Consider the following 23,867-nt stretch of genomic DNA (forward strand, 5'->3'; position numbering starts at 1 on the left):
AGCTTTTCAACAGGAGAACAATTATGTCACAAAAAGGCAATCAGGCAGTGAAAGCTGTCAGCTTTATGATGATGATAACATTGGTGGGGAAGGTTCTTGGCTTGATGCGAGAACAATTTCTTGCTGCAAATTATGGCTTGGGTATGGAAGCAGCGGCATTTATGCTTGCCAGCCGCATTCCCAGGACTTTTTTTGATGCTGTTTTTGCTTCGGCAATTTCAGCAAGTTTTATTCCTATCTTTAATGAGTATCTACAAAAAAAAGGGAAAGCAGAAGCCTTTTCTCTTGCCAATCGTTTTGTTACCCTTATTACAGTAGTAACTTTTGTTTTAATGGTATTTGGCATTATCTTTGCCGAACAGTTTGTATGGCTGTTTGCAGTTGGCTTTGATAACGAAGCGGCGCAACTGTGTGCCTCCCTTGCTCGTATGCTTTTTCCAACCATTCTATTTACTGCTATTGCTTTCTCCTTTGTGGGAATTCTGCAATCTTTAGACGAATTTAATGTGCCAGCGGCAATCAGCGTGGCTTCCAACGCAATTATTATCTTATATTATATATTTTTCAATGAGAAATATGGAATATATGGATTAACTGCGGCTTTTTTAATTGGTTGGGCCATGCAGGCATTTATTCAGATTCCTTCTTTGCAGAAAAAAGGGTATTGGTATCGACCGGACTTCCATTTTCGGGATGAGGGCTTGAAAAAAATCGGCAAGTTGATGTTGCCTGTTATGATTGCCACATGGGTACAGCCTATCAATTTTATGATTAACTGCCGCTTTGCTTCTCAGCTTTCCAATGGGAAGCAAAGTGTTTCGGTATTGGATTATGCCAATAACTTATATACCATTATTGTGGGTGTGTTTGTTTTGGCCATTGCCAATTTAATTTTCCCCAAGCTTTCCCGTATTTCCAGCGGTGAGAATCAGGAGGAGTTTGGTATTACCGTAAAGGCCACTCTGCGCTCTATGATGTTTTTGCTGATTCCAATGATGGTTGGGATCATGGCATTGAGTTATCCCTTAGTTGCGTTGATTTATGAAAGAGGGGCTTTCAACGCTGAAGGAACCCGTTTAACCTCTACAGCTCTATTCTTTTTCTCCCTTGGAATGATTGGTTATGGGATACAAACCATTTTGAGCAGGGCTTTTTATGCAAATCAGGATGGAAAGACCCCATTTTATTCAGGGGTTGTATCGGTTGTGGTGAATGCAATTTTGTGCAAATTATTATTAGAGCCTATGGGCGTTGGCGGTTTAGCATTGGCAGCTGCGGCTTCATCAACAGTGGCGGCAGTAATGCTTTTGGTACCAACGGTGAAACAGTACCCTGAAATAATTGATAAAAAGCTGATTATTGGCCTTGGTAAGATGGCATTGAGTGCTGGGATTATGCTTGTTTTCGTATTGTCAAGTTTTCGCTTTCTTGAAGCAAGAGTGGGTATGCGATTAATCGGTCGGGTTCTTGTTCTGGGTATTCCTGTCGCAATTGGTGGGACAGCCTATATGTTGCTTTCTTTTGCCTTGGGCATTGAGGAAGCCAAAATGGTATTTTCACTATTAGGGAAATTTAGGAACAGAGGAAAATCCGATTCCATGGACAACCATAATAGAAGAAGAAAAGAACAGAGAGGATATATTCGCATGTTCCAAAGAATTTCTTGGATAATTGAAGATAGTTTTTGCTTCCGTGTGATAGAAAAAATCATAACCACTGTGGTTCATCTTTGGATGGGGAGCTTGGTTTATGCTTGCTACAGTAAAGTTAGCGTGGGGATAGGAAATGCATTTTGGCAAAGTGGAATCCTTGGGTTTTTCCGTGGAAATTGGGATGCTTCCTTGGGGACATGGCATGGACGAATACCCAGAGCATGGCATAGGCTGACGGTTCTTTCAGGCAAGGCCGTGAAGGAAAAGAGAAATACCCTTGCAATAGCCTTTGGAGAAAGCTTTTTCCTTCGGGTGTTCAATCAGAATTTTATTATTTTATGTTTATGTGCCATTGTGTTTGCCATTCCCATTTTACCCACAATGCTATTGGCGCTCCTTTGTTTTGGGACTTTAGGATTGTATGGAATTAACCTATTCTTAGGGCGTATTCGCGTACAGCGAACAAGCTTAGTTAGTATATTTTTGGGACTGTTTGGTATTTGCTTGATTTATGGCAGTTTTACTAGCTATCATTTCCCCCGAGCTTTACAAGTTATGGCGATTTTCTTACTTTTTATGTCAATGTTTTTTGTTGCCAAGGACTGTATAGACACTGAGGAGAAACTGGATTTTGTAATTTTTGTTATGATTTCTACTGGGGTTTTGATTGCCCTTTATGCGGTTTATCAATATGTTGTTGGGGTTGAAATGGACGCGGCTTGGGTGGACGCAGAAAGCTTTAATATCCAAACCCGTGCATATGGAACCTTTAATAACCCCAATGTTTTAGGTGAATATTTGATTTTAATCGGCTCCCTTGCGGCAGGAATGCTATGGAAGGTACGAAATTGGTTGGGAAGATTTTTCTATTTAGGTTGCTTTGGTGTGATTTGCTTAGGTCTGCTTGCCACCAACTCTCGAGGGGCAATGCTTGGATTAATGCTTTCCGCAGGGCTCTTTGTGCTTTTGGCGGAGCGGAGGTTAATCCCTCTGGGATTGGCGGGACTTGTGGCCATGCCTTTTGTATTGCCTGCGTCTCTTTGGGCCAGATTGGCAAGCTCAATTACCATGAGCGATTCTTCTTCTCAATATCGCTTGTCAATTTATCGAGCAGGTGGGGAGATTGTAAAGCACTATTGGGCAACAGGAATCGGTGTGGATGCTTTTAATCAGGTTTATCCACTGTTTTCTTTTGAAGCGGCCAATGCTTACCATGTGCATAATTTATTTTTACAGGAATTTATCGAGCTTGGCATATTAGGTTTTGTGATTTTAATTGTATTATTTCTGTTCTTTTTCCAAAAGCTTTATGGCAGTATGGTTAGAGTTCCTAAGCGATTCCATATGCTATTGGCGGCCTTTTTCGGCGGATTTGCGGGATTATTGTTACAGGGAATGACGGACCATATTTGGTTTGACTATAGTATAGTTTTGCTATTCTGGTGCTTTATGGGTATTGGTATGGCAAGCGTGAGAGTGGGTGAAAAGCAGTGGCAGAGAGAAAAATAAAAGTATTCCATGTTTTGACTGACCGTAATATTGGTGGAGCAGGAAGATGGCTGCTGAACTATCTGAAGCATCATAATAGGGATAAGTTTGACGTTTGGGTGGTTTTGCCTGACGACAGCGCCCTTTATGCTGCAGTGACTGCATTGGATGTGGCAGTGATTCCCATGAAAGAAATGGATGACAAATCCTTTGATAAAAAGGCACAAAAGCCTCTTTATGATTTATTTAAGGAAGAAAAACCGGATATTGTTCATACCCATGCCAGTTTGTCAGCAAGAATAGCGGCAAAGCAAGCCAAGGTTCCTAAAATTATTAATACAAAGCATTGTATGGAAGGGGAACCGGGCTCTCTAGGGAAAAAAATTGCAAGAAGAACCCTGAACAAGTTATACAGCCACACCATTATTGCTGTAAGTAAAGCAGTAAAGCATAGTATGATTGCCGGTGGAACGGACCCCAAGCAGATTGTGGTTATTTATAACGGCATTGACGCCATTGAGCCAATTTCTTCGGCAGAAAGATGGGAGATTCTATCAAACTATGGGGGGGATCCTCTGAAAAAAGCTGTTGGCATTGTGGCAAGGCTGGAAGAGGTGAAGGATCATAAGACTTTTTTTCTGGCGGTTCAGGAAATTTTAAGTCATCGACAGGATTTTGCCTTTTATATTATTGGTGATGGCAGTTTGAGAGCCTCCTTGGAGGATGAAGCAAAGGAATTGGGAATTTTAGACCATGTTTTCTTTACAGGCTTTGTAAAGGATGTGGAAAAAATAGAGGCTGCATTGGATCTGAACGTAATTACGTCGAAGCAAGAGGCGCTCTGCTTATCGGTGATTGAATCTATGAGCGTGGGAATACCTGCTGTGGGTACAGACAGTGGCGGCGTGAATGAAGTGATCCGTCATGGTGAAAATGGCTATCTTGTTTCCGTAGGGGATTGGAAGGCATTGGCTGAAAGGATTACCGAGGTTTTTGAGGATGAAGAAAATTATCAAAAGCTTGCAGTTCATGCCAAAGCTTGGGCAAGAGAGAACTTTACTGCCCGGAAAATGACGTCTAGAATTGAGCGGCTCTATTTGGAGGAAAGAAAATGAAGAAAAACAGAAAACTATTTGGGATATTCAATATTGTGGATATCATTTTGATTCTGCTTATCATTATTGCAGGGATTATTGGAGTTAAGCTATTTATGGGCGGTGGAAAACAGGACACTTCTGCCACAAAAACTTATACTTACGTTGTAGAGGGAAGAGAAGTTCTATCGGAAACGGCCAAGGCGCCTGTGATTGACGGTAAAGTTTTTAACAGTTCCACTGGTGCTTATTTGGGCGTTGCCAAAGAGGTTACCTCCGAACCCTATACGGAAGTGATTTTCAGCAAGGAAACAGGCGCGTATCAGAAACTGCCTGTGGAAGGATATAGCAATATCGCCTTAACTGTGGAAGGTAACGGTACGGAAACAGAGAAGGATATTACCGTGGAGGGTACAACGGTAAAGGTTGGTATGGAGTTAAATGTAAAGGGCAAGGGGTACGCATTTAAGGGTATTGTTGTCGAAGTAAGGGACGGTGAATAAGGATGGCCAAAAGAAGACCGAATATCGTAGATATACTGATTATACTAACTTTAGTGGCTGTGGTTGCTTTAGCCGTTCTGAAGACTGGTGTCATTAATCGGGTGGAATCCTCAGGGGTTGATGAAGAGGCGGAGAAAACCACATATACCGCTTTTATTGATAAGGTGCGTATGCCTACGGTGAAAGCACTTCATGAAGGTGATTTAATATTTGATGATAAGACAGGAATTTGCATCGGTGAAATCAAGGGAATTGAGTACTCTCCTTTGTTTTATAATTTGCCCGATGGCAATGGCGGTGTGGTTCGTGCCCAATATCCTGATTATTATAGAGTGAAAATGACCATTGATGGCTCTGTGATGGAAAAAGAAGATGGATATTTTGTGGATGGTGTGGTTGAGCTTAAGGTAAACTCTGAAATGGATGTTTTTACAAAGTATGCAAAGCCTACAATCAAGGTTACAAATATTGAAATGTGACAGGCGGGGTGGATATGAATTACAAAATATTAATGGCTTTAATGGGTCTGGAAATCGGCGGCGCGGAAACCCATGTGGTTGAGCTGTCAAAGGAATTGAAAAAGCAAGGATATGATATCATTGTGGCCTCCAATGGTGGTGTTTACGAAAAAGAATTGGAAGAGGTTGGGATTAAGCATTATAAAGTACCCATGCATCAGCGAAACGTATTTAAGATGATTAAATCCTATTTTCTACTGAAAAAAATCATTCGCAAGGAAAAAGTGGATATTGTTCATTCTCATGCAAGAATTCCGGGTTTTATCTGTGGATTGCTATTTAAAAAAGAGAAATTTACCTTTGTGACGTCAGCTCACTGGGTTTTCTATACAGGGATGGGATTGAAATATTTGACTAACTGGGGTCAAAAGGTTGTTGCAGTCAGTGAGGATATTCGCAGATATTTAATCGAAAATTATCATGTGCGCAATGAAGATATTTTTGTTACCATTAATGGGATTGATACAGAAAAGTTTTCACCCCAAACGGATGGCAGTAAAGTGCGAAAGGAATTTTCCTTAAAGGAGGAAGACCCTACTTTAGTTTATGTAAGCCGTATGGATGAAAGCCGTGCGTTGGTTGCAAGACAGCTCATATCCCTTGCACCTCAGCTTGCCCAGGCCATTCCCGGCCTTCGTATGATTATTGTTGGCGGCGGCGATGTTTATAATGAGCTGTTGGAAAAGAGCAAAGAAGCAAATAAGCAAATAGGGGCAAACTGTATTACCATGACAGGTGCAAGAACAGATATAAATGAGCTGGTAGCCGTTGGGGACGTTTTTGTTGGTGTCAGCCGTGCGGCATTGGAAGCCATGGCTGGGGAAAAAACCACAATCGTTGCAGGTAACGAAGGTTATATTGGCATTTTCGGACGGGATAAGCTAGAGCTTGCCCAAGAAAATAATTTCTGCTGTCGTGGATGTGAATTATCTACAGAAAAACAATTGTATCAAGATGTGGTTTATGCCTTTAACCAGATGTCCCCAGAACAGCGTCAGCAGGCGGGGGCTTATGGCAGGGAGGTTATTTTCCAATACTATTCCGTTACAAAAATGGCTCTGGATTGTGTGAAGGCTTATGAAAGAGCTTGGAAGGAAATGCATACACCTCAGTATCATGTAGTTATGAGCGGTTATTATGGCTTTAACAATACAGGTGATGAGGCAATTATGATTTCCATGCACAAAAATATTCAGCAAATGGGTGACAACTACCACATTACTGTGCTTTCCAATAATCCTGTAGGCACCAGAGAAAAGTACGGCATTGAAGCTGTGTACCGTTTTGGATTTTGGGAGGTTTTACGTGCAGTGCGGGACTGTGATGTTTTGCTAAGCGGCGGTGGCTCATTATTGCAGGATAGCACCAGCACCCGATCCTTAATGTATTATCTTTCCATTACCGTTGCAGCAAAGCTTATGGGTAAAAGAGTGATGCTTTATGCCAACGGCATTGGCCCTGTTTCAGGAAAAAGAAACAGGCGGTTGGTAAAACAGGTGGTGAATCGTGCGGATTTGATTACCCTCAGAGAGGAAAATTCCTACGATGAACTTCTTTCCATGGGGGTCAATCCCAAAAAGTGTTTTGTGACTGCTGACCCTGTATTTACCATGGAAAGCATTACAAAGGATGAAGCAAAAAGTCTTCTGGAAGCAGAAGGTATTCCGTTAGACAAACCTTTGGTTGTGGTTTCTGTGCGTAACTGGCGGGAGATGGATCGGTTTATTGATCGTTTTGCTAAGCTGTGTGATACCATTATTGAGAAATACGATAGAACCATTGTTTTTTTGGCTATGCAGATGCCCAATGACATTACGGTAAGTGAAAAGGTTCGCAAAAAAATGAAGCAAAATGCTTATATTCTTCATAATAACTATTCTCCCTATGAAGTGATGGGGATCATTAGTTTATCAAACTTTATTTTGAGCATGCGTCTACACACACTGATATTTGCGGCACGGCAAAAGGTACCCTTGATTGGGTTTATTTATGACCCTAAAATTGAGTATTATTTGGAGAAGCTGGAAATGCCCAGTGGCGGGAAGTTAAAGGAATTTGATATGGATAAAACACTGGAAATGGTGGATGATATTATCCATAACAGAGAAAAGTATATTGAGATTTTAGAAGAGAAAGAAGCATTGCTGGAAGGGCAGGCGCACCAGAATGAGCAGTATCTTGCGAAGCTTTTGCGGCACGGAAGAGGGCGAAAAAAATGAGGAAATTGACACAGGTTTTAAATGTACCCTTTGATGCGGTAACGATGAAAGAAGCCATAGCAAGGGTAAAAATTCTTTTAAATACCGAGGGGCAGTATTTTATCTGTACACCAAACCCTGAGATTGTGATGGAAGCTCAGAAGGATCAGGAGCTTATGTCCATTTTGCGGGAAGCGGATATGGTTGTACCTGATGGAATTGGCGTAGTTTGGGCTTCAAAATACAGCTCTATTCGTTTGAAGGAGCGGGTGGCAGGGTATGACTTGACCCAAAATCTTTTCTCTGAATTGGCAGGAACGGATCATACCTTTTACTTTTTTGGCGGATCCCCCGGTGTTGCGGCGGAAGCGGCAAGAAGAATGACAAGGAAATACCCTGGGTTGAAGATTGTTGGCATTCACAATGGATACTTTGATGGAAAAGAAGAAAAAAAGATAATTCATGACATAAAAAAACTATCTCCGTCCATACTGTTAGTAGGACTGGGAGCGCCCAAACAAGAAAAATGGATATATGAAAATATGCGTCTTTTTGGAGCTAGAGTTTCCATTGGCGTGGGCGGCAGCTTTGATGTAATGGCAGGAAATGTAAAGCGGGCACCAAAGGTATTTCAAAAGCTTGGTTTGGAATGGTTTTACCGCCTGATTACACAACCCACCAGATGGCGCAGAATGATGCGCTTGCCAATTTTTGCTTTCACAGTCCTGAAAATGAGGAAGCGGAGATAATGTTATGTATGAAAAGAAAATAGAGGATATTGTATTAAGTATTTGCGGAACACTGCTTATGGCCATTGGCATTCAATGCTTTTTAGAGCCGGCACATTTGGTTGCCGGGGGTGTAACAGGTATCGGTATTATGCTCAATGCTTTTACTTCAGCACAGCTTGGATTCCCCACGCCCCTTTGGTTGGTAAATGCTGTATTGAACCTTCCTCTTTTTCTTGCGGCTTGGAAAATGCAGGGAGGTCGATTTGTTGGAAAAACAATTTTGACCTCTCTTTTATTTTCATTAATGCTTTTTTTGGTGCAGGATATTACCTTTTATACAGGCGATTATATGATATCATCAGTGTACGGCGGTACGTTAGTGGGAATAGGAATTGGTTTAGTTTTACGCTGTGGCGGAACGACAGGTGGGGTTGATTTAGCCGCATACTTAATGCAGAGAATTTGGCCAAGACCTTCCATTTCAAAAAAAATATTTATAATGGATGCAGTGGTTATATCGGCAGGTATGCTTATGTTTGGCGGTATCAGCGGTTTGTACGCCATACTCTCTGTCTTTATAACCGAAAGATGTACGAAATGGGTATTAGAGGGTGGAGATGTAGTACGGGCTGCAATTGTCATCTCAGAAGATGCACAAGAAATAGCCTGTGTTTTAAACCTAAGATTAGCAAGGGATGCGGCGAAATTTTGTGGAAAAGGAAACCTTGGTGCCGACGAACGGGGAATTCTGTTTTGTATCTTTTCCCAAAAAGAGATTCAAGGAGCCAAAAGCATTATCATGAATATTGACAGAAATGCGATTTTGCTTGTTACCGATATTCGGGAAGTTTTAGGGGAGGGCATGATGCAAAAGTAAAAAATAACAGTAAAAATTCGTTTTTATTGTATCCGTTTCGGTACAAAAATTGAGCGTCTCAGACAGTTTAAATAAAAAAAACTATCTCTTTTTATGTAAAATTTAAATACAAAGAGATTTTGTATGTTTTTTTTGCAATTTCTCTTTATTTTTTTGTGATTATGTTATAAAATAGGATTAGGCTATTTTATCAATAGATGAAATGGTATCTTTTCGGCATATTTAACAGTCTTTATGTTACCCAAAGGCTGATGTATCAGGATAAAGAGAAATAAAAATACTAATTTGAGGAGAGAGGGCAATGATTTCCAATCAGATTTTGCAAAGCACAATTGATGGTTTAAAGAACATCACCCGTAAGGAACTAAGCGTGGTGGAAAAAGAAGGAAAAGTTATCGCCACAACCGAGGAAAACATGATTGGACGGCAGATTGATGCTGTGGAGAATTTTATCAGCTCCCCTGCAGAAAGTCAGTTGATTTTGGGCTATCAATATTTCAAAATCTATGACAATGGTGTGCCCGAGTATGTAATTCAGGTAAAGGGTGAGGATGAGGCCGGTTACCAGATTGGTAAAATTGCCTCTTTCCAAATTCAGAGCTTGCTGGTGGCTTACAAAGAAAGATATGACAAAGACAATTTTATCAAGAACTTGTTGCTCGATAATCTGCTTTTGGTGGATATCTACAGCCGTGCGAAAAAGCTACATATCGAAAACAATGTTCACCGTATTGTATATTTGATTGAAACAAATATCGATAAGGAAATGAATGTAGTTGAGATTGTGAGAAGTGTTTTCCCTGCAAAGACTAAGGATTTTGTGACAGCTGTGGATGAACACAGTATTATTTTGGTAAAAGAATTGAAAGACAAGGAATCTGCTGATGATATTGACCGTTTTGCCAAGAGCGTTGAGGAAACTTTAAATGCCGAAACAAACAGTCGTGTTTATATTTCCAGCGGTACTATTGTGGGTGATTTGAAAGATGTTTCCCGTTCTTATAAAGAAGCTAAAATGGCTTTGGAAGTAGGCAAAATCTTTGAGACTGATAAGTTTATTGTAAATTATGAAAAGCTTGGAATTGGCCGTCTGATTTATCAGCTGCCTTTGCCCCTTTGCCGTATGTTTATCAAGGAAGTTCTCCATGGTTTAACAATGGACGATTTTGATGACGAAACCTTGGCAACGGTGAACAAATTCTTTGAAAATAACCTGAATGTATCTGAAACAAGCCGTCAGCTGTATATTCATAGAAATACCTTGGTTTACAGATTAGATAAGCTTCAGAAGATGACAGGGTTGGATTTAAGAAATTTTGATGATGCAATTATTTTCAAGATTACCTTAATGGTAAGTAAATATATGATTTATATGGATAAGATGGTTTATTGATTTAAAACAAGATTCTGAACGAAGAGCAGATAGTTTTCCATTGGAGATGTTGGGGAGCTATCTGCTTTTATATTTATTTGGAAGAAAATATCTATTTTTAATGTCAAGTTTAAATTTGACTGAGGCGTATTATAAGAAAAACATCCTTATTAACAAATTTTTAATAATTTCCAAGAAGTCGAATGGTGGTTTAGGGTTGTTCGTATAGGCGTTTTATGCTATACTTTAGAATGCATTGTAAGGAAAAATGACGAAATATGAAATATTTGTTCATATTTTTTAAAATTTACGGAAGAAAGGAAGATACGTTAATGATATGGCTCAATAACGTAACGAAAACATATCCAAACGGCTCCCGTGGAGTTGAAAACTTAAACCTACATATTGAAAAAGGCGATTTTGTGTTTATTGTAGGCTCCAGCGGCTCGGGGAAATCTACCCTAATTAAGCTGCTTTTAAAGGAACTGGAACCCTCAACAGGAGATATTACCATTAACCGTGTGAAAACAAATGAATTGAGCAGGAACCAAGTTCCCTATCTTCGCCGAAATTTAGGGGTAGTATTTCAGGATTTCCGATTATTGCCCAATAAAACCGTATATGAAAATGTTGCATTTGCCATGCGGGTAATTGAGGCACCCAGCCGTATTATTCGCAGAAATGTTCCAGCTGTATTGGCATTGGTTGGCCTTGGGAAAAAAGGAAGAAGTTATCCCAATCAGCTTTCCGGTGGGGAACAGCAAAGAACTGCATTGGCAAGGGCAATTGTTAATAATCCTCCCATTTTGATTTGTGATGAACCTACGGGTAACCTTGACCCTGAGACAGCTTGGGGTATTATGCAGTTGTTGGATGATATCAATAAGCGGGGAACTACCATTGTAATGGCAACCCACGCAAGAGATATTGTGGATGATATGCAAAAGAGGGTTGTTACCTTAAAACAGGGACAAATTGTCAGAGATATTAAAAAAGGTGGGTATAGCGATGAGGCCTAGTACAATTAAATATTTTCTAAAAGAAGGCCTTAGTGGATTAAAGAAAAACCTGCTGATGACAGTGGCTTCCATTGTAGCGGTAATGGCTTGTATTTCCATAATGTCTTTCTCATACTGTGTTGCATCGAATTTGCAGCATATTCTACAGCAAATGGAAGATTCTATAGGCATTTCTGTTTTTCTGGGGGGAAATCCTACCAGCCAGGAAATTGAGGGAATGAAGACAACAATTTCAAAGATAGATCACGTTTTGGATGTGCAATATATTTCTCCCGGTGATGCGCTGGAGGCTTTAAAGAAGGATTGGGGCGCAGATGAGGATATTTTTGAAGGGCTGGATGAAACAAACAACCCCTTATCCCACTCCTTCCAAATCACTTTGGACAGCATTGATAATCAGGGCAGTGTATTGGCGACGCTGAAGGGTATTGATGGCATTGATAACATTCGTCATGGTCAGACGGAAACAGAGTTGATTATGAAGGCCAACAAAGTATTTAATATTGCCAGTATTTTAGTCATGTTGATATTAGGCATTATTTCTATCATGATTATTATGAATACGATCCGAATTTCTGTTGTAAACAGAAGGGTTGAAATTAATATTATGAAATATGTTGGCGCAACTGACTGGTTTATCAGATGGCCGTTTATCATTGAGGGTGTAATTATTGGCTTGGTTGGGGCGGTCATCCCATTACTTGTTGGTATGCCCATTTATGCAAAGGTTATCAGCTCACTGTATAGCTATTTCCCTGTAATTAAGATGATACAATTTTTGCTTACAGGTGATATTTTTATTGTGTTATTCCCAGTAGCGTTGGTCTTTGGCGTTCTTTTAGGTGTAATTGGCAGTGTGACCTCCATACGTAAGCATTTACAGGTATAAAAATTGGGAACCATCCGGGCGGAAAAGCTTTTTGAGAAGGGCAGAGCGGTAGCAATGCGTTTGCAGGAGCAACTTTTCAAAAAAGAACGAGGCAGGATGGTTTTTTCATGAGGGTCATAGGGTATGTTTTTCACAGGCAATTCATAGGATAAAAGAAAGTCGTAGGAAAACGAGGCGAATGAATGAATGAAAAAGGATTTTTGGAAAGGGTTTGGCGCTGCGATAGCGGTGATGTTAGTGTGTTCCATGGTGGGAAGAACTGCCCTTATTCAACAGTGGGTGCCTTGGCAGTATCTGCCTTTTGACATTGGCATGTCTAAGGCGGCAAAAATGGATGTGATTGAGGATTTTTTAGATAGATATTATGTGGATGACTTGGATAAGGATATGCTGAATGAGGGCATGTTTGCAGGCTTGGTTGCCGGTGTTGGAGACAGGTATACATATTATATGACAAAAGATTATTTAGAAAAATATCTGCAAAACACAGGTGGGCATTTTGAGGGCATTGGTGTAACAGTGTTTCAATCGGAAGATGGAGGCGTTGTTGTTTATTCTTTAATGGAGGGTTATCCTGCCCAAAAGGCGGGGGTTTTGGCCGGAGATATTATTCAAAAAATTGATGGCGAGGATGTTACCGGCCTTACTTTGAGCGATGTAGCAGAGAAAATGCGAGGCCCTGTGGGTAGTACAGTAAAGTTGGATGTTTTTAGACCATCTACAGGAGCAAACCAAACGTTTACGCTAAAACGAGAAGACGTTATTATGAAAAGTGTTGAAAGTAGAATGCTGGATAAGGAAAAAGGATATATTCGTATCAGTGGTTTTAAAGAAAACACGTATGACCAATTTATGGCGGCATTAAAGGAATTGCAAGCCCAAGGAATGAAGGGACTGGTTCTTGATTTAAGAAATAATCCCGGCGGGTTGGTTCGTTCTGTCTATTTGATTGGGGATGAGCTTTTACCCAAGGGTGTTATGGTCTATACGGAGGATAAAGAAGGAAAGCGGGAAGAGCTTATTTGTGATGACAAATATTTGGATATTCCAATGGTTGTTTTAGTAAATGGCAACAGCGCCAGCGCCTCTGAAATTTTTGCGGGGGCAGCAAAGGATATGGGAGCTGCCACATTGGTGGGAACCCAAACCTTTGGCAAAGGCTTAGTACAACGATTATTTACCTTGCCTGATGGCTCAGGATTAAATATTACCATTCAGAAATATTTTACACCGAATGGAATCTCTATCCATGGTACAGGAATTACGCCGGATAAGGTAGTTGAGCTGCCTGCGGGGTATGAAGATGCAAAAGATATACCTTTGGTAGATGATACTCAGCTGAAAGAGGGTATTTCAGTGTTAGATGAGAAAATTTAGAGAAAAGGTAAAATAATGGTTTTTTTGTAAAAATACATCTTTTCAGAACAGTATGTTTCCAGTATACTGTAAGAATACAGAGAGTTTAGAGGGACAAAGGAGCGTCATCATGTTCAATTTTATGAGTTTTGGCGATAACATAGGGATAGACTTGGGTACAGCCAGCGTGCTGGTTTATATCAAGGGACAGGGAATCGTAATTCGTGAACCCTCAGTGGTTGCCATTGATAAAGATTCCAACAGCATCTTAGCTGTTGGGGAGGAAGCCAGACGAATGCTGGGAAGAACACCAGGCAATATTGTTGCAATTCGTCCATTAAGAGAAGGTGTTATATCAAATTTTGATGTAACGGAAAAAATGTTGCAGTATTTTATAGAGAAAGCCTTGGGGAAACGTTCTTTTGTGAAGCCTACCATTGCTGTATGCGTACCAAGCAGTGCAACGGAGGTAGAAAAACGTGCAGTAGAGGATGCAACCAGACAGGCGGGCGCAAGGCGGGTTCATATTATTGAAGAGCCCATTGCTGCAGCCATTGGTTCAGGCATTGATATTTCCAGAGCCTGCGGAAGTATGGTGGTGGATATCGGCGGCGGAACCACAGATATTGCTGTAATTTCTTTGGGAGGAGCCGTTGTGAGCTATTCCTTAAAGATTGCCGGTGATAATTTCGATGATGCAATTATTCGTTATATGAGAAAGAAACATAACGTTTTAATTGGTGAAAGAACAGCGGAAGATTTAAAAATTGAGATTGGTACAGTCTTTGAACGTTCTATGCCTGTAAGCATGGATGTAAGAGGCAGAAATTTAATTACCGGTCTGCCTAAAAATATTACGGTTACCTCAGATGAGATGATGGAAGCGCTTCTTGAATCTGCATTGGCAATTTCTGATGCGGTGCATGGCGTTTTGGAGCGCACACCACCTGAATTGGCCGCTGATATTTTTGAACGAGGAATTGTAATGACCGGGGGCGGCAGTTTATTATATGGATTGGATAAACTGATTCAAAGTAAAACCGGGATAAATGCCATGGTTGCTGAAGATGCAGTTAGCTGTGTTGCCATTGGCACAGGAAGGTATATTGAGTTTATGGCCGATGCAATGGGCGAAGATAGCAAAGTAAAAATGGGTTTTTTCAATAAGAAATAACAAGATGTGCAATTATAAGAATTTTTCTTATAATTGCACTTTTTTGTGGAAATGATAACAGAAGAGGCGAAAAGGAACAAGAGCTTCTCAAACAACAGGGTTAATTAATCAATAAGAAAGAAGTGTTGTTTTCCTAAAAAAACACACGTCGTATATTGTGTATACAAATCATGTGTAAATGAAGTGTTTTTTGTGTATTTTTATGTCATAAAAGGGGAATTATATCAAAATAAATATTAAACGTTTTTTTGCATAATTCTAGGGCATAAAATTTGTGTAAAAATAAAGATAAAACTTCAAAAAAGTCCTACACAAAAGAAAAAAGTGTGTTATAATATCAACGTAAAACAAGGTGATGGACGCTTTGTTGTTAAAATAAAAGAGGAAATTGCCAAGTTTTTTATGAAAAGATGCTTCAACGGCGAAGTATTTTTTTTAGGTCTTAGAGTTAAAATAAAGTTAAAGAAAAGACAAATGTAGGAGGCAATGAGTTATGAACGCTTATATGGCAAGTGTAATCGAACAGGTTAAAAAACGTAATGCTGGTGAGCCCGAATTCATCCAGACAGTAGAAGAAGTATTTCACTCTATTGAGAAAGTAGTAGAATCACATCCTGAATATGAAAAAACAGGTTTGTTAGAAAGAATCGTAGAGCCTGAAAGAGCTATTTCTTTTAGAGTAACATGGGTTGATGACGCTGGCAAAGTACAAGTTAACCGTGGTTTCAGAGTACAGTTTAACAGTGCAATCGGTCCTTACAAGGGCGGTCTTCGTTTCCATCCTTCCGTATACATTGGTATCATCAAGTTCCTTGGTTTTGAACAGATTTTCAAAAACAGCTTGACAGGTTTGCCTATCGGTGGTGGTAAAGGTGGTTCCGACTTCGATCCTAGAGGCAAGAGCGACATGGAAATCATGAGATTCTGCCAGGCTTTCATGACAGAACTTTACAGACATATTGGTCCTGACGTTGACGTTCCTGCTGGTGATATCGGTGTTGGCGGTAGAGAAATCGGTTTCCTTTACGGACAGTATAAGAGAATCAAAGGCGTTTGGGAGAACGGTGTTCTCACAGGCAAGAACCTTGAATTTGGTGGTTCTTTAATTAGACCTGAAGCTACAGGCTTTGGTGCTACTTACTATGTAAATGAAGTATTGACTCACTTGGGCGATACAATGAAGGGCAAAACAGTTGCAATTTCCGGTTTCGGTAACGTTGCTTGGGGCGTTTGCCAGAAAGTAGCTGAATTGGGCGGTAAAGTTGTAACAATTTCCGGTCCTGACGGCTATGTATATGATCCTGATGGTGTTATCACACCTGAAAAAATCGACTATTTAGTTGAAATGAGAGTTTCTGGTCGTGACCGCGCTCAGGATTATGCTGACAAATTTGGTTGCAAGTTTGTTGCTAAGACAAAACCTTGGGAAGTTAAAGTTGATATCTGCATGCCTTGTGCAACACAGAATGAAATCAACATGGACGAAGCTCAGAAGATCATCGACAATGGCACAAAGTACTACATCGAAGTTGCAAATATGCCTACAACAAACGAAGCATTGACATTCATCCAGAGCAAAGGCTTGGTTGTTGGTCCTTCTAAGGCTGTAAATGCTGGTGGTGTAGCAGTTTCCGCATTGGAAATGGCTCAGAACTCCATGAGATACAACTGGTCTGCTGAAGAAGTAGATGAAAAGTTGAAAGGTATCATGAAAAACATTCACGCTGTATCTGTGGAAGCAGCTGAAGAATATGGCTTAGGCTATGACTTGGTAGCAGGCGCTAACATTGCAGGCTTCAAGAAAGTTGCTGCTGCTATGATGGCTCAAGGTTTGGTATAATAACCAAACAAAACGACGAGATGACAAGGGCGTCATTTCCGGATGTAACAATTTAAATCTGTTTATTTAAGGGTTAAACAGATGGGGAAGATGAAAAAATAGGTTGGTTCCTAATAGATTACCCCCCTGCAAAAATGCAGGGGGGTTTTTTGCGTTTTGTTTTAAAGATTAAAAGTGTATAGGATTGCATGCGGATTTTGGAAGAAATTATTTTAAAGTAAGCAGGAGCTATATTTTGATTCAGAATGAAATGCTATGTATAAATATGAATAAAGATGCGAGAACAGACAGTAGGTGATTTTTAGGTGCTTATTGAAAAATCAAGAGCTTTTAAGTAAGATTAGAGGCTATTTAAAAAGGGATATGAGTAGGACAAGAAAATGGGTGAGGGATAAAGAATTTGTGAGAGATGATTTTAAAAAAGAGGTGAACCCTAATGCTAAAATCTGTATAACACCGGAATTATTTTGTGAAGAACTTCAAATATCTAGGAATGTAATTTGAAATTTACCAAAGTAGTTTGAAAAGGAAATGGCTCTTCACTGTTTTCTTCGGGAGAAGAAAATCTATCTATTGTAAAAATAGGATATAAAAAGAGTCTTACAGAAAAATAATGCTTTATATAGCATGTTTGTAAACCTATTGTATTTAGGGGATTGGTATAACTCTATAAAATAAAAAAGTGGACAAAAAGCCCACTTTTCTAAGTAAAAATTATTCGGGTTTAATTGCACCTGTAGGACAGGCACCAACACATGTACCGCAATCGATGCAATCAGCAGATTTAATTTCAAAAACACCGCCAGCGTCAACGATACAGCTTGTAGGACATTCGCCAGCACAAGCGCCACAACCGATACATTCAGGTCCGATTTTGTGAGCCATTTAAAACACCTCCTTCTTCATTCTACAAAGCCTATTGTATATCAAAATATTACAATGTGCAAGGGATATTTAAAATTTGCAGAGAAAAAAACATAAAAAAATGTAATATTATACAATAAATTTGAATTGATTTTAATACGTAGTATGGTGAAATAATAGGGATTTCTCAATTTTTATCGACAAAATCTTTGATTGGTATTTGACATGAACCCATTGTGTTAAGATTCGATTGGTAGAAATTTTCACCTAGAAAAATTGTTGCAAACAAGGCATGATTCCATGACTTTCTTCCTATAATAATGTCACTTTAATTTTAAACAGTTTTTTAGCTGAAAAACGTGAATGTTATAACCTCTACAAAAAGTAAAATTTACGTTTAATAAAAATCAAAGGGTGATCTAAAAGGCAGAATTAGCTGGAATGAGGCTATTTAAACCAGTTTAAGCCAACAGAGGAAGCTGAAAAATATTGAATTATGCCGGATTGTGTGATATGCTGTTACAGTATTCGAAAAGCAAGGGGGATAAAGGATGCATTATAGCTATAATACGAAAGGGATTTGTGCCACGAAGTTGGAATTTGATGTAGAAGATGGCGTGGTGAAAAACGTATCCTTTATTGGCGGCTGTGATGGCAACCATAAGGGCTTGGCAGCATTGGCTGAGGGTATGACGCCGGACGAGGCTGCAAAGAGGTTAAAGGGGATTTCTTGTGGGATGAGAGAAAGCAGCTGTCCCGATCAGTTGGCAGAGGCTTTGGAGGAGTTTATAAACAATCAATAACATATTTTTGCAAATACTGCTCATTTTGCAGAAAAAAGTTGTATTTTCCATGAATTGTTGTTGACAATTGAAATAGACTTGTGTTATTCTGAACTAGAAGACGCAGGTCTTTTTTTTATGTACAAAAAAATATCATCAGCAATGGAGGTGGAGAGCTTGAGAACAAGAATTACCTTAGCCTGCACAGAGTGCAAACAGAGAAATTACAGCACTACCAAGGACAAGAAAACTATGCCTGACAGAATGGAAATCAAAAAGTATTGTAAGTTCTGTAAAGCCCATACATTACACAAAGAAACAAAGTAAGTAGGGGAAATTCCGACAAAGGAAGTGAACGTATGGAAGAAAAGCAAAACATTAACCAAACGAGCGAAACGAAACAAGCAAAGCCGAAGCAAGTAAAGAAAAACAGTGACAGAGATGGCTTCGCGGAGTACAAGGCTGAATTTAAAAAAATTATTTGGCCCAGCCGTCCTGAAATTGCGAAGAAAACGTTTACCGTTATTGTTACTTCCCTAATTCTCGGTGTTCTCATTTTTTGTATGGATTCGGTATTCTCAGCCGGATACAGTGGGATTATCGGACTTTTGGGTTAAACAAATCGAGTAGAAAAAGGATGGTATTATGTCTGAAGAAATCAACAAGCCAGAAGAAATTAAAATATCTGCCGAATCAAAATGGTACGTTGTACATACCTATTCTGGGTATGAAAACAAAGTTAAGGCCAATATTGAAAAAACGGTTGAAAACAGAGGCATGCAAGATCAAATTCACGAGATCAGTGTACCTTTGCAGGATGTTGTGGAGATTAAGGACGGACAGAAAAAAACTGTTCAGCGCAAGGTCTTTCCCGGCTATGTGCTGATAAAAATGATTATGAACGATGAAACCTGGTATGTAGTCAGAAACACAAGAGGCGTTACAAGTTTTGTTGGCCCCGGTTCCAAGCCTGTGCCTTTGACCGATATGGAAGTAAGAGCAATGGGTATTGGTGGCGAGGTGGAAAATCTGGATATAGCATTGGGCGAGCCTGTCCGTGTTGTTTCCGGACCTTTTGCGGATTCTGTTGGTCAGATTAAAGAAATCAATACCAATAAGAAAATCGTTGTGGTCAGTCTTTCCATCTTCGGCAGAGAAACACCGGTTGAGCTTGATTTCACTCAGATCACCAAGATTTAAAGTCAACGTTTCATAAGGCGGCAAGCCGCCAGGTGGGAGGGAAAATCCCCGCTAATTACCACATTTATAGGAGGTGCCAATCATGGCAAAGAAGGTAACAGGTTATATCAAATTACAGATTCCAGCAGCGAAGGCAACACCCGCTCCTCCTGTTGGTCCTGCGTTAGGTCAGCATGGTGTTAACATCATGGGCTTTTGTAAAGAATTCAACGAAAGAACAGCTTCTCAAGCAGGTTTAATTATCCCTGTTGTTATTACTGTATATCAGGATAGAAGCTACACTTTCATTACAAAAACACCCCCTGCAGCAGTTCTTTTGAAAAAGGCTTGCGGTATTGAATCCGGTTCCGGCGTACCCAACAAAACAAAAGTTGCTAAGGTTTCCAAAGCTAAGGTTATGGAAATTGCAGAGCTGAAAATGCCCGACTTGAATGCAGCCAATATTGATACTGCATACAGCATGATTTGCGGTACAGCAAGAAGCATGGGTATCGTTGTTGAAGAATAATAGCCGACTGATTTGACGGCAGAAGTGGGAGGGAATTCTCCCGATATTACCACATAAGGAGGTCACGAAAGTGAAAAGAGGAAAAAAATATAACGAGGTTACAAAACTCGTTGATAAGGCAATGCTTTACGATACAAATGATGCAATCGATTTGGTTCAGAAAACATCTGTAACAAAGTTCGATGCAACAGTAGAGGCGCATATTCGTTTGGGTGTTGACAGCAGACATGCTGATCAGCAGGTTCGTGGTGCTGTTGTTCTTCCACACGGTACAGGCAAAACAGTTCGTGTATTGGTATTCGCAAAAGGTGATAAAGCAGAAGAAGCTTTAGCAGCTGGCGCAGATTTCGTAGGAGCAGAAGATTTGATCCCCAAAATCCAGAATGATAACTGGTTTGGATTCGATGTTGCTGTTGCAACACCTGACATGATGGGTGTTGTTGGTCGTTTAGGCCGTGTATTGGGTCCCAAAGGCTTGATGCCTAACCCCAAGGCTGGCACTGTAACTATGGACGTTACAAAGGCTATTAACGATATTAAAGCAGGTAAGATTGAATACCGCTTGGACAAGACAAATATCATTCATGTTCCCGTAGGCAAGGTATCTTTTGGTTCCGAGAAGCTGGAAGAAAACTTCCAGACGCTGATGAGTGCTATCATAAAAGCAAAACCTTCCGCAGCAAAGGGTCAGTATTTAAAGAGTGTAGTATTATCTACAACAATGGGCCCTGGTGTAAAGGTTAACCCTGCGAAAATTTCTGAGTAATCTCGAAGAAAGCTCTTGACGGATGCTTGGTTATTTAGTATAATAAACAAGTTGAAAAGAAAAAACCGAATAGTGCCGTAGACAGCAGGTGCATTTTGCATAAATCCTGCCGAGGAGATTGCTGAAATTGAGCTATAAGCCTCTTTGTCTATGTGCAAAGAGGCTTTCTTTATCTATAAAGGATTTAAGGAGGTGTAAACATGGCAAAGATTGAACAGAAGCAGGTTGTCGTTAATGAAATCAAAGAAAAGCTGGAAAAAGCGGCTTCCGTAGTAATGGTAGACGCAAGAGGCTTGACTGTTGATCAGGACACAGTTCTTAGAAAGCAGCTGAGAGAAGCAGGTGTTGACTATAAAGTTTACAAAAACACAATGGTACACTTTGCAATTCAAGGTACACAATTTGAAGGTTTGGATCAGTATCTGTCCGGCCCTAGTGCATTCGCATTCAGCTATGGCGAAGCAACTGCAGCAGCAGCAATCCTGAACAAGATTGCGAAAGATGCAAAGGCTTTGGAATTTAAAGCTGGTGTAATTGAAGGCGTTGTATATGACGCTGAAGGCATGAAGCTTGTTGCTGATATCCCTTCCAAAGATGTATTGCTTTCCAAGCTTTTGGGCAGCTTCAAGAGCCCTATGTCCTCTTTCGCACGCGTTATCGATCAGATCGCAAAGAAAGATGCGGCAGCAGAATAATCTATCAAAAAAAATTACCTGTTTTAATGAAATCAGGTATATACAAAAATTAACCGGAGGTGCTTTAAAATGGCAAAATTGACAATTGAAGAAATTATTGCAGCTGTAAAAGAACTTACAGTATTAGAACTGAATGACTTGGTAAAGGCAGCAGAAGAAGAATTCGGCGTATCCGCAGCAGCTGGTGTAGCAGTAGCAGCTGGCCCTGCAGTTGCAGCTGAAGAAAAAACAGAATTCGACGTTGAATTAACAGAAGTTGGCGCTGAAAAGATCAAAGTTATTAAGGTTGTTCGTGAAGTAACAGGCCTTGGCTTGAAAGAAGCTAAGGAAGCTGTAGACGGCGCTCCTAAGGTTCTGAAAGAACAGGCTTCCAAAGAAGAAGCTGAAGCTATCAAAGCTAAGTTGGAAGAAGTAGGCGCAAAGATTACATTGAAGTAATTAAAAGCCAGAATAAAAACCCCGAAAACAATGTGTTTTCGGGGTTTTTTGCGGAATGATTTGAAATGTTGCAACAAGATCATGGGTTTCGTGATGAAGTCGAAAAGAATTGCACATCTTATCTCATGCATATTGATTAACTTATGGTGAAATCCTTACTTTATTATTTGGTAATGAGTTCCTTGCTTTTATGAAGATGTTCGTTTAAATATAAAAACATTGCCAGAGCGGTACCACAAATAATAAAATAGCCAAGCCAACTATATATATCGGGAATTTGACCAAAAAATACAAAACCCAATAAAGCGGCAAAGGGAATCTGAGAGTAGTCAAAAACGGATATTTCCTTTGCAGGTGCGTAGCAATAAGCGGCAGTAATACCAAATTGCCCACCGGTTGCTACAAGTCCTGTAAGAAGCAACATAGCTATTTGGTAAAGGCTCATGGGATGGTATTGAAAGAGCAAGTAAGGCAATGTAACCAAACAGGAGAAGGCGGAAAAAAAGAATACGATAACAGGTCCCTGTACCCCTCTTTGACCCATTGCTCGCACGAAGGTGTAAGCGGCTCCTGCACAAATCCCCCCGAATAGACCAACAAAAGCAGGAAGGGTGTTTAGATTTATTCCAGTCGGTTTAATTACAAATAGAGCCCCGATAAAAGCAAAGATAATCGAGAAAAGTTGAAATAAATTGATTTTTTCCTTCAAAAATAGTATTGCAAATAAAACGGAAAAAAACGGTGACATTTTATTCAGTAAGGATGCATCTGAGAGCAACATATGGTCAACAGCATAAAAATTACATACGATGCCAATGGTACCAAATACTGAACGGTAGATTAAATATCTCTTGGACTCTTTGTCTAAAGAGACAACGGGCTTTTCCTTAAGTAAGATTGCAAGGGCAAACAGCATTGCAACAAAATTTCGGAAAAAGCTCTTTTGAATTGAGGGCAATTCCCCTGCCATGTGAACAAAGAGATTCATCAAGGCGAAAGAAAAAGAGGACAGAATGATGCACAAGATGCCCTTTTGACGTTGACTCATATTTACAGATCCTTTCTATGTTTCAATTATGGGAATTCTGGGTAGAATTACCATGACTGCGCAGTTCTGCCTCTAGTTTTGAATAGGGGCAGCCGCAATAATCCTGTCGGTAAAGACCATAAGTTTCAGATAATTGACAGGAACGGCGATAGCCATCTCGTTTTTTGAAGTCTGAAAATAAATAAGGGATATCATATTCTTCTGATAATTCCTTGCCGATTTGATTCAGTGCTTGGGCGTCCTTATGGGGGCTGATGCTAAGGGTGGTGGTGAAATAATCAAAGCCTTCCTTTTTTGCTTCCTCTGCAGTTTTGCGCAGACGAAGTTGGTAGCATGCTTTACAGCGAGGCCCGCCTTCGGGTTCCTTCTCGTGTCCTTTCGCTAGGGCAAAGAAGGATGGGGAGTCATACGTCCCTAATAAAAAGGAGACGGGGGACGCTAAGGACATCTCCTTTAATAATTTTTGCTGCTCCTGTGCACGGATAGCAAACTCTTCAAAAGGAGCGATATTGGGGTTGTAATAAAAAATAGTAATATCGAAATAAGTAGACAGATATTCCAAAACGTAAGAGGAACAAGGAGCGCAACAGCTATGCAACAATAAGCTTGGTCGTTTCTTTGTTTGCTCTAATTGTTTTAAGGTCTTTTCTAATATATGCTGATAATTTTCTTTGGTCACAATCATTCACCTCATTGAAAACTATATAGCTTTTTATAACTTTTTGCAATAAAAGTAAGGAAGATATGAGGGGAAATAATAATGTATTAAAAAAAGTACAATATTTTCTTACAAAAATGATCTATTTTTAGAAAACCGTAGTTAAAAATATTACTAAATATTTGCTTGTAATAACT

24 protein-coding genes and 1 other annotated feature are annotated in these 23,867 nt (G+C 39.9%); of the genes, 21 read left to right on the forward strand and 3 right to left on the reverse strand.

What is annotated here, in order from left to right; genetic code table 11:
- Positions 1-23: 23 nt before the first annotated feature.
- From murJ to gdhA, 13 genes are all read left to right on the forward strand, one after another.
- Complete coding sequence (murJ, locus tag NE558_RS07580) at positions 24-3,161, forward strand: murein biosynthesis integral membrane protein MurJ (protein ID WP_256149398.1); 3,138 nt, start codon at positions 24-26, stop codon at positions 3,159-3,161.
- The gene (locus tag NE558_RS07585) at positions 3,143-4,255 is read left to right on the forward strand and encodes a glycosyltransferase (RefSeq protein ID WP_256149399.1); all 1,113 of its coding nucleotides are present in this window, start codon (positions 3,143-3,145) and stop codon (positions 4,253-4,255) included. Before murJ ends, NE558_RS07585 begins: the two co-directional genes overlap by 19 nt.
- Positions 4,252-4,737 (forward strand): DUF4330 domain-containing protein, encoded by a 486-nt coding sequence (locus NE558_RS07590; RefSeq protein WP_256149400.1) that lies wholly within the window; start codon positions 4,252-4,254, stop codon positions 4,735-4,737. Before NE558_RS07585 ends, NE558_RS07590 begins: the two co-directional genes overlap by 4 nt.
- A gap of 2 nt (positions 4,738-4,739) precedes the next feature.
- A complete protein-coding gene (locus tag NE558_RS07595; RefSeq protein ID WP_256149401.1) occupies positions 4,740-5,216 on the forward strand; it encodes a DUF4330 family protein in 477 nt (158 codons plus the stop codon).
- Between the two features lie 14 nt (positions 5,217-5,230).
- Positions 5,231-7,474: a polysaccharide pyruvyl transferase CsaB gene (csaB, locus tag NE558_RS07600; protein WP_256149402.1), complete on the forward strand. Its 2,244-nt coding sequence runs from the start codon at positions 5,231-5,233 to the stop codon at positions 7,472-7,474.
- Positions 7,471-8,202, forward strand: a complete 732-nt coding sequence (locus tag NE558_RS07605) for a WecB/TagA/CpsF family glycosyltransferase (protein WP_256149403.1) — start codon at positions 7,471-7,473, stop codon at positions 8,200-8,202. The genes csaB and NE558_RS07605 overlap by 4 nt, the downstream gene beginning before the upstream one ends.
- A gap of 4 nt (positions 8,203-8,206) precedes the next feature.
- Complete coding sequence (locus NE558_RS07610; protein WP_256149405.1) at positions 8,207-9,061, forward strand: YitT family protein; 855 nt, start codon at positions 8,207-8,209, stop codon at positions 9,059-9,061.
- 301 nt (positions 9,062-9,362) lie between these two features.
- Positions 9,363-10,454, forward strand: coding sequence for a PucR family transcriptional regulator (locus tag NE558_RS07615; RefSeq protein WP_256149406.1), 1,092 nt, complete (start codon positions 9,363-9,365; stop codon positions 10,452-10,454).
- 311 nt (positions 10,455-10,765) lie between these two features.
- The gene (ftsE, locus tag NE558_RS07620) at positions 10,766-11,452 is read left to right on the forward strand and encodes a cell division ATP-binding protein FtsE (protein ID WP_066052554.1); all 687 of its coding nucleotides are present in this window, start codon (positions 10,766-10,768) and stop codon (positions 11,450-11,452) included.
- Positions 11,442-12,341 (forward strand): permease-like cell division protein FtsX, encoded by a 900-nt coding sequence (ftsX, locus tag NE558_RS07625; protein ID WP_256149407.1) that lies wholly within the window; start codon positions 11,442-11,444, stop codon positions 12,339-12,341. The genes ftsE and ftsX overlap by 11 nt, the downstream gene beginning before the upstream one ends.
- 186 nt (positions 12,342-12,527) lie before the next feature.
- Positions 12,528-13,718, forward strand: coding sequence for a S41 family peptidase (locus tag NE558_RS07630; RefSeq protein ID WP_256149408.1), 1,191 nt, complete (start codon positions 12,528-12,530; stop codon positions 13,716-13,718).
- Positions 13,719-13,827: 109 nt separating this feature from the next.
- Positions 13,828-14,871: a rod shape-determining protein MreB gene (gene mreB, locus NE558_RS07635; RefSeq protein WP_256149409.1), complete on the forward strand. Its 1,044-nt coding sequence runs from the start codon at positions 13,828-13,830 to the stop codon at positions 14,869-14,871.
- A gap of 493 nt (positions 14,872-15,364) precedes the next feature.
- Positions 15,365-16,711, forward strand: coding sequence for an NADP-specific glutamate dehydrogenase (gene gdhA, locus NE558_RS07640; protein ID WP_256149410.1), 1,347 nt, complete (start codon positions 15,365-15,367; stop codon positions 16,709-16,711).
- A 714-nt stretch (positions 16,712-17,425) separates the two neighbouring features.
- Here the strand turns inward: gdhA and NE558_RS07645 are convergent.
- Positions 17,426-17,596, reverse strand: a complete 171-nt coding sequence (locus NE558_RS07645; RefSeq protein ID WP_256149412.1) for a 4Fe-4S binding protein — start codon at positions 17,594-17,596, stop codon at positions 17,426-17,428.
- A gap of 530 nt (positions 17,597-18,126) precedes the next feature.
- On the opposite strand from NE558_RS07645, the gene NE558_RS07650 reads away from it, so the two are divergent.
- The 8 genes from NE558_RS07650 (at position 18,127) to rplL (ending at position 21,964) form a co-directional block, all read left to right on the forward strand.
- Complete coding sequence (locus NE558_RS07650; protein WP_256149413.1) at positions 18,127-18,378, forward strand: TIGR03905 family TSCPD domain-containing protein; 252 nt, start codon at positions 18,127-18,129, stop codon at positions 18,376-18,378.
- A 141-nt stretch (positions 18,379-18,519) separates the two neighbouring features.
- On the forward strand, positions 18,520-18,684 hold the full coding sequence (gene rpmG / locus NE558_RS07655) for a 50S ribosomal protein L33 (protein ID WP_256149453.1): 165 nt from the start codon (positions 18,520-18,522) through the stop codon (positions 18,682-18,684).
- A gap of 32 nt (positions 18,685-18,716) precedes the next feature.
- The gene (gene secE / locus NE558_RS07660) at positions 18,717-18,974 is read left to right on the forward strand and encodes a preprotein translocase subunit SecE (protein ID WP_256149414.1); all 258 of its coding nucleotides are present in this window, start codon (positions 18,717-18,719) and stop codon (positions 18,972-18,974) included.
- Positions 18,975-19,002: 28 nt separating this feature from the next.
- Positions 19,003-19,557, forward strand: a complete 555-nt coding sequence (gene nusG / locus NE558_RS07665; RefSeq protein ID WP_066052535.1) for a transcription termination/antitermination protein NusG — start codon at positions 19,003-19,005, stop codon at positions 19,555-19,557.
- An 82-nt stretch (positions 19,558-19,639) separates the two neighbouring features.
- Complete coding sequence (rplK, locus tag NE558_RS07670; RefSeq protein ID WP_066052532.1) at positions 19,640-20,065, forward strand: 50S ribosomal protein L11; 426 nt, start codon at positions 19,640-19,642, stop codon at positions 20,063-20,065.
- 70 nt (positions 20,066-20,135) lie between these two features.
- The gene (gene rplA / locus NE558_RS07675; protein WP_066052529.1) at positions 20,136-20,831 is read left to right on the forward strand and encodes a 50S ribosomal protein L1; all 696 of its coding nucleotides are present in this window, start codon (positions 20,136-20,138) and stop codon (positions 20,829-20,831) included.
- 57 nt (positions 20,832-20,888) lie between these two features.
- Positions 20,889-21,010 (forward strand) — a sequence feature (ribosomal protein L10 leader region).
- 21 nt (positions 21,011-21,031) lie between these two features.
- Complete coding sequence (rplJ, locus tag NE558_RS07680) at positions 21,032-21,526, forward strand: 50S ribosomal protein L10 (RefSeq protein WP_256149415.1); 495 nt, start codon at positions 21,032-21,034, stop codon at positions 21,524-21,526.
- A 78-nt stretch (positions 21,527-21,604) separates the two neighbouring features.
- Entirely contained in the window at positions 21,605-21,964 is a 360-nt protein-coding gene (gene rplL / locus NE558_RS07685) for a 50S ribosomal protein L7/L12 (RefSeq protein ID WP_256149454.1), read from the forward strand.
- Positions 21,965-22,127: 163 nt separating this feature from the next.
- On the opposite strand, the gene NE558_RS07690 is transcribed toward rplL, so the two are convergent.
- Together NE558_RS07690 and NE558_RS07695 are read right to left on the reverse strand one after the other, a co-directional pair.
- Entirely contained in the window at positions 22,128-23,012 is an 885-nt protein-coding gene (locus tag NE558_RS07690; RefSeq protein ID WP_256149416.1) for a DMT family transporter, read from the reverse strand.
- A 22-nt stretch (positions 23,013-23,034) separates the two neighbouring features.
- Positions 23,035-23,697 carry an epoxyqueuosine reductase QueH gene (locus tag NE558_RS07695; RefSeq protein WP_256149417.1) on the reverse strand — a complete coding sequence of 221 codons (663 nt, stop codon included), beginning with the start codon at positions 23,695-23,697 and terminating at the stop codon, positions 23,035-23,037.
- Between the last annotated feature and the right edge of the window lie 170 nt (positions 23,698-23,867).

Origin of the sequence: Anaerotignum propionicum, from assembly GCF_024461735.1 — a bacterium.
Lineage (GTDB): Bacteria > Bacillota > Clostridia > Lachnospirales > Anaerotignaceae > Chakrabartyella.

Excerpts from the sequence above, each read along its gene's own strand:
- rplK (WP_066052532.1), top strand. The coding sequence starts at position 19,640 with ATGGCAAAGAAGGTAACAGGTTATATCAAATTACAGATTCCAGCAGCG.
- murJ (WP_256149398.1), top strand. The coding sequence starts at position 24 with ATGTCACAAAAAGGCAATCAGGCAGTGAAAGCTGTCAGCTTTATGATG.
- NE558_RS07695 (WP_256149417.1), bottom strand. The coding sequence starts at position 23,697 with ATGATTGTGACCAAAGAAAATTATCAGCATATATTAGAAAAGACCTTA.
- NE558_RS07630 (WP_256149408.1), top strand. The coding sequence starts at position 12,528 with ATGAAAAAGGATTTTTGGAAAGGGTTTGGCGCTGCGATAGCGGTGATG.
- csaB (WP_256149402.1), top strand. The coding sequence starts at position 5,231 with ATGAATTACAAAATATTAATGGCTTTAATGGGTCTGGAAATCGGCGGC.
- rplJ (WP_256149415.1), top strand. The coding sequence starts at position 21,032 with ATGGCAAAGATTGAACAGAAGCAGGTTGTCGTTAATGAAATCAAAGAA.
- NE558_RS07610 (WP_256149405.1), top strand. The coding sequence starts at position 8,207 with ATGTATGAAAAGAAAATAGAGGATATTGTATTAAGTATTTGCGGAACA.
- NE558_RS07650 (WP_256149413.1), top strand. The coding sequence starts at position 18,127 with ATGCATTATAGCTATAATACGAAAGGGATTTGTGCCACGAAGTTGGAA.
- ftsE (WP_066052554.1), top strand. The coding sequence starts at position 10,766 with ATGATATGGCTCAATAACGTAACGAAAACATATCCAAACGGCTCCCGT.
- NE558_RS07590 (WP_256149400.1), top strand. The coding sequence starts at position 4,252 with ATGAAGAAAAACAGAAAACTATTTGGGATATTCAATATTGTGGATATC.
- ftsX (WP_256149407.1), top strand. The coding sequence starts at position 11,442 with ATGAGGCCTAGTACAATTAAATATTTTCTAAAAGAAGGCCTTAGTGGA.
- NE558_RS07605 (WP_256149403.1), top strand. The coding sequence starts at position 7,471 with ATGAGGAAATTGACACAGGTTTTAAATGTACCCTTTGATGCGGTAACG.
- mreB (WP_256149409.1), top strand. The coding sequence starts at position 13,828 with ATGTTCAATTTTATGAGTTTTGGCGATAACATAGGGATAGACTTGGGT.
- nusG (WP_066052535.1), top strand. The coding sequence starts at position 19,003 with ATGTCTGAAGAAATCAACAAGCCAGAAGAAATTAAAATATCTGCCGAA.
- gdhA (WP_256149410.1), top strand. The coding sequence starts at position 15,365 with ATGAACGCTTATATGGCAAGTGTAATCGAACAGGTTAAAAAACGTAAT.
- NE558_RS07595 (WP_256149401.1), top strand. The coding sequence starts at position 4,740 with ATGGCCAAAAGAAGACCGAATATCGTAGATATACTGATTATACTAACT.
- rpmG (WP_256149453.1), top strand. The coding sequence starts at position 18,520 with ATGGAGGTGGAGAGCTTGAGAACAAGAATTACCTTAGCCTGCACAGAG.
- NE558_RS07615 (WP_256149406.1), top strand. The coding sequence starts at position 9,363 with ATGATTTCCAATCAGATTTTGCAAAGCACAATTGATGGTTTAAAGAAC.
- NE558_RS07645 (WP_256149412.1), bottom strand. The coding sequence starts at position 17,596 with ATGGCTCACAAAATCGGACCTGAATGTATCGGTTGTGGCGCTTGTGCT.
- NE558_RS07690 (WP_256149416.1), bottom strand. The coding sequence starts at position 23,012 with ATGAGTCAACGTCAAAAGGGCATCTTGTGCATCATTCTGTCCTCTTTT.
- secE (WP_256149414.1), top strand. The coding sequence starts at position 18,717 with ATGGAAGAAAAGCAAAACATTAACCAAACGAGCGAAACGAAACAAGCA.